This window comes from Alteromonas naphthalenivorans (assembly GCF_000213655.1).
Lineage (GTDB): Bacteria > Pseudomonadota > Gammaproteobacteria > Enterobacterales > Alteromonadaceae > Alteromonas > Alteromonas naphthalenivorans.
This window is the reverse complement of sequence record NC_015554.1, coordinates 1258549-1272343: the sequence shown is the minus strand read 5'-3', so window position 1 is coordinate 1272343 and position 13795 is coordinate 1258549. Positions and strand designations below refer to the sequence as shown.

Here is a 13795-nt window from a genome sequence, read left to right as displayed (position 1 = left end):
TAATCAGCTTAGCGCCCCGTTAACGAATTAAGCGTTTAAGGATATAAATCGTGAAAAAAATAGCGTTAGCACTTCTAGCTGCGATGAGCATAACAGCATGTACCGATAACGAAGTAGGAGATGTGTCGTTAGGCGTATTCACCACAAAGGATATTAAGTTAGACGCTATGCAAGACCCTATCGTAACAGGCGTGACTTGCCATATCTCTAGTATTGAAGCGAACTTAGATGTGTCAGACCCTTCCGATAGCTCTATAGCTTGTCGTCAAACCGGTGAAATTACCGCACAAATGCTAAGAGATATCGACAAATCCGATTCGGGCGACATCATATTCAGAAAATCGAAGAGCATTTTCTTTAAGAACATGAAAGTGAGACGCATATTCGACGCCAAGTCACAAACCTTGATGTATCTTTCGTATTCTACAAAAGAAACATCAGGAAGTTATAAACATAGCTTATCGACAGTGCCTTTATGGGGAACGGCGGCCTACGGTGTGATTACTAACGAAGATTAACCGCCGATTACCTACCAACAATTGCTAGCCGTCAATTGCCAGCCGTCAAAAAATTAGCTAGAGACGTAATTTACGTTTAATTTAGAACTAAAAACCGTGGTACGTGACGAATTCTTCGTTGTCGGCACGTACCGACCTTACCTGGTTAGCAGCAAAGTTTTCATCTGGGTACCCTAGCGCAATACAAATCATAATGGCTTCAGAGTCTGGTATTTGCGCATGTTCATGCACTACATCAGACTGCATAATACCTTGGCCGTTAATTACGCAACCAAGCCCTAAATCCCAAGCTGCTAATACAATACCGTAAGCTAAAGAGCCTAAACCAAATTGTGTAATGCCCGCAGGCTCTAGCGCTTTATCGTAAGTTAATACCAATGACACGGGCGCATCAAACTGCCTAAAACCGCGCATCATCCAATCCATACGTTTTTCTTTGTCTTCTCTGGCTATGCCCATTACATCGAATAGCTGCATGGCAACATCACGCTGACGTTGCTTATGAACGCCGTCATAGTCTTCTTTGTAAGGGAAGTCTCTTACGTACGGCGTACCGGCTAATGTTCTTTCAGTATTACCTTCACGAATTTTATCAAGCACATCACCCGCCACTGCATGTATTTTCCACGTTTGGGTGTTGTAAGACGAAGGAGCCCATTTCGCTGCGTTAATAATGGCATCCACGGTTTCTTTAGTGACAGCTTGTTTCGTAAAACCACGTACACTTTTACGTGATGCAGCAAATTCAGCAAAATTCATACTTACTTCCTATCTCAGTCATTACACTCAATTGTTAAAATAGAGTAAACACAGCTAGATGGGTATGCAATAAGCGCTAACCAGATATTGGATTGTTTGTTTTTATAGATATGTATTCGAGGGGGAAGTCAGGGTGTTGCCAATGATTTCAACAACACCCCCACCGTGCTTTTATTGGTATGGATTAACCATCTGAAGTGATAGTGTCAATTATCTCGTCTAAAACAGCTTCCGCTCTACTGGTTTCTACTTGGCACGTACCAGCGTTCAAGTGGCCACCACCGCCATACTTAAGGCATAGTTCACCTACGTTCGTGTTTGAACTGCGGTTGGTGATTGATTTACCAATAGCGAAAACCACATTTTGCTTTTTAAGACCCCACATTTTGTGAATTGAGATATTGCAATCGGAATACATCGCATAAATCACAAAACGGTTAGTCGCGTAAATGGTTTCTTCTTCGGTTAAATCGAGCACCACAAGGTTCTTGTGAACGGTTGCACATTTGGCCAATTGCACTTTCGCTAGCTCATTGTGCTCGTGATACAAAGCTACTCGCTCGGCAACATCTTCCATTTCCAAAATTTCTTCAATGCTCTTGTCTTTACATGCATCAATTAATTTCATCATTAACTGATAGTTCGAGATTTTGAAATCACGGAAACGCCCCAAACCAGTTCGGGCATCCATAATGAAGTTCATCAATACCCAATCGGTTGGCTCTAGTATTTCTTCTTCGGAAAATTGCGCGGCATCTCCTTTATCTACGGCTTCCATCATATCAACAGAGATATTGGGAAACTTTTCTGCGCCGCCATAATAGTCGTATACCACGCGAGCCGCTGAAGGCGCATCAGGGTCGATAACATGGTTTTTAATATCACTCGCGTTTCGAACTGTTTCACTAAGATGATGATCAAACGCAATATGACAGCCCGCCACATAAGGCAGGTTAGTGGTTATGTCATTCTCAGTAATATCTATTTTGCCATCTTGCATATCTTTAGGGTGCACAAATAAAATATCATCGATGAGATCTAAATCTTTCAAAAGAACCGCACAAACTAATCCATCAAAGTCGCTTCGAGTAACTAGTCTAAATTTATTGTCAGGCATGTGGTTTCCATTTCTTCATTAAGCTGCTGCTTTTAGTGTAACTGCTAAAATGAAGTTTAGCGTAATACCACAACAGTACAATCCTCCCTTCGTAGAAGCGCTTTAAATCGAGTCTAAAATGCATTAGCATTACAATCCTACATTGCGTTAATCGTTGATAGTCTTTGTTTATTAGCAGTGTTAATTAGCAAAGACTTGTAAAACAAACGCTCCCTGGATCAGCAGACAGGGCATAACTGAGCTGGCATCTTTAATTTTATTATTTTATGGAGCCAAGTTATGTCTGAATTATCGCCCTTGTTTAAGCCTCAAAATAAACCTCAAGATAAGCCTTCATCTACATCAAAAACACTCTGGATTAAAAACCCGCAAGCCGTTTTTACGGGCAACGATCTCGATGCCGCAGGCGGCATTGTGGTGCAAGGCAGCAAAATCGTTGAGCTTGTTGGTGCTGGTCAAGCACCTGTAACGCCTATTGATGAAACAGAAGATGCCTCTCAATTGGTGATGCTTCCTGGGCTAATTAATACGCACCATCACTTTTATCAAACCCTCACCCGCGCATGGGCGCCTGTGGTTAATCAGCCGTTATTTCCCTGGCTTAAAACCTTATATCCGGTTTGGGCAAAACTTACCCCCAATGCGTTGTCGCTAGCCTGCGATGTAGCATTAGCTGAATTGTTACTGTCTGGATGTACTACCACGACCGACCACCACTATTTATTCCCTACCGGCATGGAAGATGCCATAGACGTACAAGTAGACTCAGTAAAACGTATGGGCATGCGCGCCCTGCTTACTCGCGGTTCAATGAGCTTGGGTGAAGATGAAGGTGGCCTGCCCCCTAGGCACACCGTGCAAAGTGGTGATGCAATACTAAAAGACAGTCAACGGCTAATAAACACCTACCATGAGCGTGGTGAAGGCGCGTGGATGCAAATAGCCTTAGCACCTTGCTCTCCATTCTCTGTTACTCGAGAAATTATGGCCGACAGCGCACAACTGGCGAAAGATGAAGACGTGCGTTTACACACCCATTTAGCTGAAACGCTAGATGAAGAAGATTTCTGTTTAAAGATGTTTGGCATGCGCACCGTCGATTATCTAGAAAGTGTGGGCTGGTTAAGCGATAGAACATGGTTAGCTCATGGTATTCATTTTAACGAAGATGAAATTCGCCGCTTGGGTGCGGCCGGTACAGGCATAACGCATTGTCCGGTTTCAAACATGCGCTTGGCCTCTGGCATGTGCCCTACCCTTGAACTGATTGAAGCCGGTTCGCCTATTGGCTTAGGCGTAGATGGCTCTGCCTCTAACGATGCATCGAACATGATGTATGAAGCCCGCCAAGCACTTTACTTACAGCGCTTAAAATATGGTGCAGCGAAAATTACCCCAGAATTAATTCTAGGCTGGGCGACTAAAGGTTCTGCATCGCTTATAGGCCGTAGTGACATAGGTGAAATAGCGGTGGGCAAACAAGCCGACCTGGCCTTTTTCAAACTCGATGAGCTACGTTTTAGTGGCAGTCACGACCCTATCTCTGCGCTGCTACTATGTGGCGCAGATAAAGCCGAACAGGTAATGATTGGCGGAAAATGGCGGGTAAAAGAAGGGCAAATTATTGGGTTAGATACCCAAACCCTAATGGCGCGCCACCGGGCAGTGGCGGCGCAACTCGTTAGTTAATCTAGAAACTTATTAGTAACTTAGCAACCCGTTAATCAAAAGCCGGCTTGGCTAAGTATGTCTTTATACTTAGCCAAATAAGCATCTACATCCACGTCTGAACAAACCGATTGCGCTGGACAATCTGCCCATTCATCGATAGGAAAACGCTTTGCTACCGTTTTTTGCATAGTATGGCCTATGGCAGGGCCTTCTGTGATCACACGAATAGGCCCTTCAACAGTTTCAAAAAGCTCTGGTGCTATCACCTGCATAATGGCTGATGAGTCGTGTACGTATATGCCATCAACTTGGTCTGTTTGTTGATGAAAGTTAGCGTAAAAACGGGTGATGTCATAAATAAAAGGTCCATATGTAGGCGAACACTCAGCAAGGCGTGCCAAGTAATCGTTACTCATTATCACCTTTTTAGTGACATCTAGCCCTACTACGGTTACCGGCCAGTCAGCGGTAAGCACTTCGTCTGCGGCATGCGGGTCGCCTATAATATTGGCTTCGGCATATGGGGTCACGTTGCCTGTATTACCATGGTAACCAAACGCACCGCCCATAATCACCACACGCTTCACTAAATTAATAATTTCAGGGCATTTTCGAAGTGCCAGCGCTAAGTTAGTCATACGCCCTACCGCTACTAACGTAATTTCACCGGGGCTGGCTTTCACCTTTTCGATAATGTAATCGTGAGCGGCAAGTGACACTTCGCTTGGTAAGTCAGTTTCATCAATATCAACGTTACCCAAGCCGTTATCACCATGAACAAAATCGGCAGGCTCATCTACCGGGATAACTAACGGCTCTTTTGCACCACGGGCCACATCTGCGCTTAAATTAAAGCGATTTTTAAGGTACAAGGCATTACGCGTGGCGGTGTCGATATTCGCATTACCGAAGCCGGTTGTAATAGCCAGCAAATCAATATCGGCACTTGCCTGGGCAAATAAAATCGCCATAGCGTCATCAATACCTGGGTCGGTATCAAAAATAATCTTTTCCATTTTTAATTCCTTACGCGTGGGCACGCAGCTCACGTTTTTCCAACAATAAACAAAAACCAAACACAAGCGCCACAAAGGTATAGCCAACCCATGTCATAATAATTGCGCTTTGTACGCCAAATAACTGCACCACCCAACCAGATAAAATGGGTGCAATTGTGCTGCCTACATTGCCACTAAATAACAAAAAGGTGACGAGCACGGCGGGCGCTGGCGCTAGTTGCTGAGAACCAACAGATATCGCAATTTTATATATGCAGGTTGTGGTAAACCCAAATAGGTAGCTAGTAAATAAAAACCATTCCGCAGAGGAAGCTAGCATAAATGTGAAAGTGATCAGGCTTGCTAACACGGTTACCAACATCAATAACGAGCGCTGCGGAATTTTATTCACGAAAATAGCGGCGGTAATTAGTCCGAAAATAGACATACCCCAATAATTTCCAACGGCCTGCGCCGATACTTTTTCGCTTACCCCGAACGTGTGTTGTAAGTAATTTGGAGACCAAGTAAGAAAAGTAGTTTGGGCAATTAAATAAGCACAAACGCCCAAGGCAATTAAACACACCCGAGGGGTTAATACCCTTTTAAATTGTGACAATGCCGATGCCGCATTAGTATCGTCGGCCTCAGTGGCAGGAAAGCGAACAAAAAATAAGGTTGCCCAAAGTACTAGTGCCAACGCCCCCACAGCGCCATAGCTATAAACCCAATCTATTTGAGCGGCAATGATTACGGCGGCTAAAGAGGGAAAGATAAACCCCGCGGCACTGAACGCGCAGTCGGTGGCTAAAAATGCCGAAGCTCTTTTTGCTTCATGATAAGTCTTGGATAAAACAACCGCCCCACCAGCAAGGCCACAACCACAGCCTACTCCAAGCCCCCAAAGCAATATTGCAAGCGGCCAATAGGTAGTAGGCGCTACCACGACCAATACCAGCATAATCGCCAAAAACAGCGTGTAATTAGCAATGAGTACTTGCTTCAGTGAATGGCGAGCGTACAAGAATAGTGATGCGAATGTACCGCACAGCGCACCCCCAGTTAGCCAAGAAAACACGCCAACGGTTGCTGCCGGCGTGGCATTCAGCGAAGACGATACAGCATTCAAAATAACGCCAATTTGAGTGAGTAACCCCGACATTATCATGTAACTAACGAACGCTATTGCGGTAAGTAAAAGTCGATTCAATTCTTAGACCTAGGTGCAAGTAATACTCTTTTATACCGAGTTAGCACTGAAACAACAATGCTCTGCATAAAAATATTGACCATTTAGTCAAAAAATCATTTTATAACGCTAACACTTGCCCTTGTTTCGCTAATATAAAGTTAAAGCCTAGTGCATTCGCACTTTCTAATTCTTGTGCAATAACAGCTCGCGGATCTGTGCCTCTCTTCAAGCTGTATTTTATGTGGCTGATGATAACCTTCATATTGCTAAGTTGTTCTTTGTCTTCCACCAACCCATGAAACTTGGTGAGCTCTTGCATCAACCATTTAGGCGTAAGGTGGCCAAATAACAGATTGTCAGGCCGTGTGTTGTCGAACGAGACTTCAATGGAAATACCTCGAAGGGTTTTATGCTGCATTTGCTTTGCGAGATAACGCCACACTGCATCTAGCTTTCCTTGCTTTTCTACTTCATCTGGCCCGGTATCACCAAAATACACAAACATATCGTTATTGTGCTCAATCACAAATGCGGTGGACTCTAACGGATGGCTTAAGCTGAACGGCGTTACCGTAAGGGCCGTATCTTTAATTTCTACCGGTTCCTCGAGCGCTAAGTCGATAACATCGTACTTATTTAACTTTGGCGCGATGCCACGGTTGGTAAAATTAGCCCATGCCTGCCAATTAAAATAAGTATCGCTCATGGTTTGGTTTACTGACGAAAGCGCATAAATAGGCTTGCTGCTGTCATCAGGGGATGCAATCAAAAGCCCAGCAACGTGATCAAGGTGCCCATGGCTAAGCAAGTAGGCTTTCACATGATGATGCAGAATATTACCGTTTGGGTTTAACGCAGGATCTGGTGTGGTAGTTAAGCTATCAAAAGCATTGTTTTCGAGCGCCACGTTAATGCCGTTCACTAAAGAGCCTGCGTCTAAGCTAATAAAGTTCTCGTCTTGTATGCTGCGCAATAAAAACGAACTTAGGTTTCCATCTTCAATACCGCCCGTGTCACCTAAGGTAATAAGTTCAAAAGCCGGTGACACAGTACTTATTGATGTTTGAATGTCTTGCTGAGCCTGCTTTAGGTTTTGGTTTTGGTTTTGACTGTGTTCTTGCGCATTTTGATGAGCCTGACAGCCGCTTACTATTAAAACAAGCAGTAAAGTACTAATGAATTTCACGTATTTTCCAAATCTAGATGTTTAATTTTAGCGAGTCATTTCAAACTGCATATTTCTGTTTATGTTCTCGATATCGACTCACGAAATCAAGTCTCGCGTGCTTGCTAGCGGTTCTTGTTAAGTGATAGAAGAGAAGAAAGCTTGGCTTTCGCTGATGATCCTTGCCGTCTCGATAGGATCGGGCTCGGTAGTCCAATCGTTTAGCTTAAAGGTTCCACCTAATATCATATAGTCGTTTCTAGAGAACATGTATAAAACGTCTGAACCGCCACCTACCGTGAGGTAATCAACCGCGGGGTCTGGTGGTAACAATACCAACTGGCCTTTGGCTGGCATAATACCTTCATCGTTAAACAATGCTCTTGAGCCTAAACCAGTGCAGTTGAAAACAATGGGCTCAGCTAATGAGTGAATATCGTTTTGGCTGGTAAATTCGTGTATCACAAATTCACCGCCCGATAATCGAATATCAGTCACTAAGCGCCTTAAAAATGTGGTGGTTTCCACCAACATGGTGGCTGATGATGTGCAGTAATCGGTTGGAAATGGGTGCTGCTCTGGGCCATACACCTTTGTGTAAGGGTAATATTGTCTAAAACCCCCTTCACTCTCTGGCTTTTTATTTCCGGCGGTATATAGCTCTTTCCATTGAATGCCGTAATCCTTCCCCACCATCTTCGCAAAGGTGCTGTGTGCTATTTTTGCTGCTTGCTGCAATTGGGTTTTAAACACGCTGCTAGATATTAATGGGTCGTGCACACTGTATGGGCCCCATTCTCCACCTGCCACTTGCGAGGTGGTAAAGCGAGGCATCGCTTTGGTGTACAAAGTCACCTTCCAACCCGCTTCTTGTAGTAAGCGCGCGGTGGTTAACCCCATGACCCCGCTACCGATAATAGCCGCTTCTTTGGTTTCAACATTAGCAACTTCATTCACTGCCAGTGCCGAAGAGCCCCAAGATAGGGAAATACCACCGCCCCCATGCCCGTAATTGTGCACTAATGTTTTATTCCCAAATGCTTCGCTTTTCACTACAAAACCTTCGGGCCTGTAAGGGCGATGCCCCACAATTTCAGTCACAATGTTATTGGCGGAGATTTTCGGGGCTACCATAGGCTTTCGGGAAAACGGGCGCTGAAACACGCGGTTTGTTGGGGTTTTATTTGATGATGTAGCACACCCGGCAAGTGATGCAGCTATCGTACCTGCGCCAATACCTTGCATAAACGCTCGGCGTTTTAGTTTATTGTTCACCATGCCCATTCCTCGATTTGTTTTGTTCTATTTTGATTTTTTCAGGCTTCACTGCAAGACACTGGGTTTATTTTGTTAAGCAAAATGAAAGAAAGCAAAACACTTGCCAAGGGCATTGATTTAAAATGGGAAAAGATGAAATCGAAAAGGATAAAGTGAAATCGCTGGAGAACACGGGTTATCTTGATAACGATAACCCGTGCTAAAACTGGAGTAAAAATTGATGGTTAAGTAAAGTTTATTCTTCGTTAAGTTGCGAATTTAGAAACTCAATGAGTGCATTGTAATACACCGCTGCATCATCAGGATCTGAAAAGCCGTGGCCCACGTCGTCCATTACCATCCACTTGTGTTTTATACCGTGGTCTTTTAATGCAAAATGCAGACGATAAGAATGCTCAATATCGACAATATTGTCATCAGTTCCATGGGCAATAAAAACAGGCTTTGTAATACCTTTAAATTGATATAAAGGTGAGTATTTAAATAACTCATCTTGCTGAGTTTTAGGGTCGCCCATTATCTCTGTCAGTGCTCGCATCATGTCATCCCGTTGGGCATCGCTTCGTTGGAACCGTAAAGCAAGATCGGTAACCCCAGCAAAAGACGCTGCACACTTATAAAGCTGCGGGGAACGAATAACACTGTACAAGGCTGAGTAGCCGCCATAGCTGCCCCCTACAATACAGACCTGGTTTGGGTTTACATCGTAATTTTCTTTGGTGTAAGCGAGAGCTTGCTCAATATCATCTTCAATAAGGCGCCCCCATTGCTGAAGCCCCTGTTGTTTAAATGCCTTCCCATAACCAGCAGAGCCTCTGTAGTTAACTTGCAGTGTGGCAAAGCCTGCATCAACTAATACTTGTATATTGCCCGAATAATGACGGGAGTCACTTACGCCGATAGGGCCGCCATGAGGAATAACCACCAAGGGAGGATTTTTGGTACTTGGCAGGGTTAGGAACGCTTCTAGCGTTACCCCATCTTCCGCTTCTAAGCGCAGTAGCTTTGTTTTACTAAGCGACTTATTGGAAAGCCAAGGATACAAATCAATAAGGTGACTGAAACTGTCAGTAGCTCGATTGTAATAGTAAGTTTGGCCTGGGTTCGCGCTGTCATCAGCCACGAAAATAATATTGTTCCCCGACTTATCCATATCTACTGCATAAACCCCTTCGATTTCCGTTGATTTACTGAGCCTAGTGGTTAGCGCGTTGTAGTCGTCAGAGAAATAGACCTGCTTCGCCATGCCTTTTTCAATAAAAGCCACACCGATGATATCTTTCGTTTCAGGATGCCTAATGGCAGCAGTTAAATCGTAAAATGGGTGCTCAAAAACAACCTCAGCAAATTGTTGAGTTTCAATATCAAAGGTACGTAAATTGATTTTGTCGCTATTGTGGTTGGTGAGCAAAAGCAGCTTTTCCGCATCACCGCCAACGACTTTTAAAACATCACCTTTTTTACTTTCCCACACAGACTTGTAACGGTATTTCCTAGGCTTGCTTCCTGTTCTTGCAAACAGCTCAGTGACTTCATCAACAGTTCGTGTTCCAGCCAATCGCCAACCTTTACTGTCAAATACCCAATTATGGAGTTTCGGCCCCGTTTTATTAAGTCGTAGTTTTCTACGAAAATTTGACTCAGAAATCTTTTCAGTAAGATCGAGCTTAAATAAGTCGATGTAATAATCGTAATCATCAGAATGTTCGTAACGGGCAAAAATAGCCTTATGTTCTTGATTAGGCAGTGTATCAACCCAATAACCATTCTGGGAAAGATATGAAAGCCTAAAAGCTGGATTCGGTTGCTGGCTTCTGTCTGCGAACTCAACAAGAACATAGCGGTGAAAACGGCCATTAGAATGTTGCTTAAGCGAAAGAAAGCTATCTGAGAGCCACTTAAGCTCATAAATTTTATTATAGTGAGTTTCCCAACTCATTATCTTGTTTTTATGTTGAACTTGAAGCTGCTGACGCTCGAACGTTATCGGGTCGTCCATAGTGCCCCGTTTCAGATCATAAACAACAAGATCGTACGTGGCTGCTTTGGGCTCTATAAATGCGACCGCTGTGCCTGAAGGGTTTATTGAAAATAACTTGTACTTAGATGCTTTGAAAAAGTCGCTTATATTTTCATTCTTAGCCTCTTTTTCTTCGCCTTGAACAGATGAGCTAATGAACACTAAGCTTGAAAGTATGACTAAAAGTATAATTTTAAAACGTGACATATTTTACTCTCCCTCTTTTAATGCATGAGTGAGGTAAAAATCAATATAGTGATCGTTCGGATAAATACCGTTTACTACATCGAATTTGCCAATGTAACCTGGGTGATCTTGCTCTAGAATTTTGAGGATAATTGATGCTCTGTTTAGCTGTCTTACTTGAAGCTGACGGCCCAGCTTTTCAATCATCAGTAAGCCAGTGTAGTTCAACACGCCGGGTTTTACGGAAAAGGTTAAATTATCGTCAGATAAATCGTAATAGATTTTTAATAAATTATCTTTTTCTAAGGAACCAGTACGTTCAAATACCTCTGTCCATGAGTAAGTACCTGCTGGCATTTTAATGACTTCGATATGCTGGGAGTAGTTTAACGGGCCGAAAGTAAACTTGTTTCCAAAGCCATTGCCTTTTAAAACAATGCTTTCCGAATAGCCTTTAGAATACAGCGCTATGGCAACGTATCCTTCATCAGGTCCAAGGGGTTCTATTTCTGAAAATGCCTCAGCAGAAAATAAGGCAAATATTGCTAGTACAACAGCTTTCATGCAGTTCATTCCTTTGATTTTTTCTAGTTATTTTTGCCAAACACTTTACTCAACCAAAGGAGGGTTATCAACGGCGTTTTAAACAATATTAAATTTTAGCTCCTAACATGGGTGGGCACTATACTTTCATCTATACTCTATCAAGCACGACGTTTAAGGTTGATTCACTATTTTCTGTATGGGCTAAAAGAAGTTCAACATTATTACCTTAACGAGTTAGTTTAATCGCACTTGCAAGCTTACTAACTCTCCATGAGGTATTCAGAAAACAAGGTTGAACAACACAGCTTTAAAATTGTTATTTCAGATGTAAGAGGCAGTTATGACACCCCCTGCAACAAAGCCAAAAACTATTAGCAAAATTCTAATTCAATCGATCAGTTTAATGGTGGCTATAACTGGGCTAGCTATCTCTAGCTATTTGTGGTTTTCAATCAATACAGATATTGAGCAACAAGCCATAGAAGAACGGCAAGAGTTAAAACACGAATTGTTAGGCTTGCTAGATATCACCGACAGTTTAATGAAGCAGCAAGTGGATGCTGCACTAAATGTCTTGGTCGCTAATACACAGCGCCTAGGAGAACCAAGAATTGTCACAAACTCAGCTTCCACTCCCTCGTTGTATTTTGGTGACACTCTGATCAATGATTCAAATGCGCTGGTAGATGAAGTCACTAGGCAAGTTAATGGTACTGCTACCGTTTTCGTTCGTGAAGGCGATGACTATAAGAGAATAGCCACCAACGTGACAAAGCCTAATGGCCAGCGGGCAACAGGTACGCTGTTGTCTAAAGGCGGTTTGGCAATGAAAGCCATCAACAATAAGCAAACCTTTGTTGGCCAGGTTGATATATTAGGTAAGCCATACATTACTGCATATCGCCCTATCATAACTAACGCTAACGAGGTGATTGGCATTCTCTATGTAGGCTATAGCGCAGATATCAGTACCCTGACTAAAGCCATTAATAATGCCAGTGTGTTATCTAAAGGTTATGTGGTACTTAAAGATGATAAAGGCAGAGTCCGCGCTCACAGCGACAATATTAGCGAACATGAAATTAGCGCCAATGCTAATGAAAGTGCACGCTGGGACATTCAGTCTTATCCGTTCGAAGCGTGGCGCTATAGCCTATCAATTGGCTACTCTAAAGATGAAGTAGCCACTCGCGTTATGTCTAGATTAGGTATTTTATTGGTTTCACTTTTTGTAGCCTCTGCCCTACTGATTGCTATTTTGGTGTGGCTGATTAACCGTACTGTTTCAACTCCACTTAATACACTAACCAGACGTATAAGCGATTTAACTGGCGATGATGGCGACTTAACGCAACGTTTTGAAACGGGCCACACAGAGGAAATTAATGATATCAGTAACAGCTTTAACCAACTGTTAGACAAACTGCAGGCCACCATCTGTGAAACGAGAAAATCCACTCAGCAAATTTCGTCGAGTTGCTTACAACTTTCTGATATTTCCCGGCGCTCTAATCAAGCAGTATCTAAACAAGTAATGGAAACTGAACAAGTGGCTACGGCTATTGCAGAGCTAAACGCCACTGCACAGTCTGTTGCGCAAAGCGCTGCTACCGCTGAGACCCTTTCGGTAGAAATAACGGGGGTTGCTGGCTCTACCCGAGACTTAGTGGTAAATACATCAAATTTAGCGAAAGAACAACGTGCTGCATTAGTTGAAACGGCTCAATATTCTGACAACCTTACCCAACTTTCTAGCAATATTGGCAGTGTACTTTCTGTTATTGAAGCCATTGCAGATCAAACCAACTTACTGGCTCTAAACGCGGCCATTGAGTCGGCAAGGGCTGGTGAACATGGACGGGGGTTTGCGGTGGTCTCTGACGAAGTTAGACAACTGGCCGTGAGAACTCAAGAATCGATAAAAGAAATCCAGAGCAATATTTCTAAAGTGCAAAATGCGGTGGTTTCAGTTAATACCTCAATTACTGAATGCTCCACATTATCAGAAGATGTAGAAGCACAGTGTGAACGTATCGCGAACGAAATCACGAATCTAAACGACAGAATTGATAGCATTCGCAACACGAATATTGAAATGGCAAGTGTGGCAGAAGAGCAAAGCCAGGTAACCGAACAGCTGAGTGTAAATATTGAGACCATACGCGAGTCTGCACAAGACAGTGCACGCTATGTAGAAGAAACATCGAAATCGGCACAAACTACGTCTGACACCGCAGTATCAATAGACAAAGCGCTTAGTCACTACAAAGTATAAAAAGTAAACACGCAACTGGTGAATTAATACTAGATTGCACTAACCCATTACTGTCAATTCACCCCTAACT

11 protein-coding genes are annotated in these 13795 nt (G+C 43.2%); 3 read left to right on the top strand and 8 right to left on the bottom strand.

The window, feature by feature from the left end:
• The first annotated feature begins 50 nt into the window (after window positions 1-50).
• A complete protein-coding gene (locus AMBT_RS05465; RefSeq protein ID WP_013783592.1) occupies window positions 51-518 on the top strand; it encodes a CreA family protein in 468 nt (155 codons plus the stop codon).
• A gap of 87 nt (window positions 519-605) precedes the next feature.
• Here the strand turns inward: AMBT_RS05465 and AMBT_RS05460 are convergent, their stop codons facing one another.
• Together AMBT_RS05460 and AMBT_RS05455 are read right to left on the bottom strand one after the other, a co-directional pair.
• Complete coding sequence (locus AMBT_RS05460) at window positions 606-1277, bottom strand: nitroreductase (RefSeq protein WP_013783591.1); 672 nt, start codon at window positions 1275-1277, stop codon at window positions 606-608.
• 184 nt (window positions 1278-1461) lie between these two features.
• A complete protein-coding gene (locus tag AMBT_RS05455) occupies window positions 1462-2394 on the bottom strand; it encodes a DHH family phosphoesterase (RefSeq protein WP_013783590.1) in 933 nt (310 codons plus the stop codon).
• A gap of 279 nt (window positions 2395-2673) precedes the next feature.
• On the opposite strand from AMBT_RS05455, the gene AMBT_RS05450 reads away from it, so the two are divergent.
• Complete coding sequence (locus tag AMBT_RS05450) at window positions 2674-4083, top strand: 8-oxoguanine deaminase (protein ID WP_013783589.1); 1410 nt, start codon at window positions 2674-2676, stop codon at window positions 4081-4083.
• 35 nt (window positions 4084-4118) lie between these two features.
• On the opposite strand, the gene AMBT_RS05445 is transcribed toward AMBT_RS05450, so the two are convergent.
• The 6 genes from AMBT_RS05445 to AMBT_RS05420 all read right to left on the bottom strand — a co-directional run bounded on the left by AMBT_RS05445 (window position 4119) and on the right by AMBT_RS05420 (window position 11468).
• Window positions 4119-5081 carry a nucleoside hydrolase gene (locus AMBT_RS05445; RefSeq protein WP_013783588.1) on the bottom strand — a complete coding sequence of 321 codons (963 nt, stop codon included), beginning with the start codon at window positions 5079-5081 and terminating at the stop codon, window positions 4119-4121.
• A gap of 10 nt (window positions 5082-5091) precedes the next feature.
• Window positions 5092-6273, bottom strand: a complete 1182-nt coding sequence (gene tsgA, locus AMBT_RS05440; protein ID WP_041452496.1) for an MFS transporter TsgA — start codon at window positions 6271-6273, stop codon at window positions 5092-5094.
• Window positions 6274-6373: 100 nt separating this feature from the next.
• On the bottom strand, window positions 6374-7441 hold the full coding sequence (locus AMBT_RS05435; protein ID WP_013783586.1) for an MBL fold metallo-hydrolase: 1068 nt from the start codon (window positions 7439-7441) through the stop codon (window positions 6374-6376).
• Between the two features lie 117 nt (window positions 7442-7558).
• Window positions 7559-8698 carry an FAD-dependent oxidoreductase gene (locus AMBT_RS05430; RefSeq protein WP_013783585.1) on the bottom strand — a complete coding sequence of 380 codons (1140 nt, stop codon included), beginning with the start codon at window positions 8696-8698 and terminating at the stop codon, window positions 7559-7561.
• Window positions 8699-8933: 235 nt separating this feature from the next.
• Window positions 8934-10925 carry an alpha/beta hydrolase family protein gene (locus tag AMBT_RS05425; RefSeq protein WP_013783584.1) on the bottom strand — a complete coding sequence of 664 codons (1992 nt, stop codon included), beginning with the start codon at window positions 10923-10925 and terminating at the stop codon, window positions 8934-8936.
• A 3-nt stretch (window positions 10926-10928) separates the two neighbouring features.
• Window positions 10929-11468 carry a hypothetical protein gene (locus tag AMBT_RS05420; protein ID WP_013783583.1) on the bottom strand — a complete coding sequence of 180 codons (540 nt, stop codon included), beginning with the start codon at window positions 11466-11468 and terminating at the stop codon, window positions 10929-10931.
• 322 nt (window positions 11469-11790) lie between these two features.
• Here AMBT_RS05420 and AMBT_RS05415 point away from each other — a divergent pair, with 322 nt between their 5' ends.
• Entirely contained in the window at window positions 11791-13725 is a 1935-nt protein-coding gene (locus tag AMBT_RS05415; RefSeq protein WP_013783582.1) for a methyl-accepting chemotaxis protein, read from the top strand.
• Window positions 13726-13795 lie beyond the last annotated feature (70 nt).

Coding starts and splice junctions, on each gene's coding strand:
- AMBT_RS05460 (WP_013783591.1), bottom strand. CDS start 1,277: ATGAATTTTGCTGAATTTGCTGCATCACGTAAAAGTGTACGTGGTTTT.
- AMBT_RS05455 (WP_013783590.1), bottom strand. CDS start 2,394: ATGCCTGACAATAAATTTAGACTAGTTACTCGAAGCGACTTTGATGGA.
- AMBT_RS05450 (WP_013783589.1), top strand. CDS start 2,674: ATGTCTGAATTATCGCCCTTGTTTAAGCCTCAAAATAAACCTCAAGAT.
- AMBT_RS05445 (WP_013783588.1), bottom strand. CDS start 5,081: ATGGAAAAGATTATTTTTGATACCGACCCAGGTATTGATGACGCTATG.
- AMBT_RS05430 (WP_013783585.1), bottom strand. CDS start 8,698: ATGGTGAACAATAAACTAAAACGCCGAGCGTTTATGCAAGGTATTGGC.
- AMBT_RS05425 (WP_013783584.1), bottom strand. CDS start 10,925: ATGTCACGTTTTAAAATTATACTTTTAGTCATACTTTCAAGCTTAGTG.
- AMBT_RS05420 (WP_013783583.1), bottom strand. CDS start 11,468: ATGAAAGCTGTTGTACTAGCAATATTTGCCTTATTTTCTGCTGAGGCA.
- AMBT_RS05415 (WP_013783582.1), top strand. CDS start 11,791: ATGACACCCCCTGCAACAAAGCCAAAAACTATTAGCAAAATTCTAATT.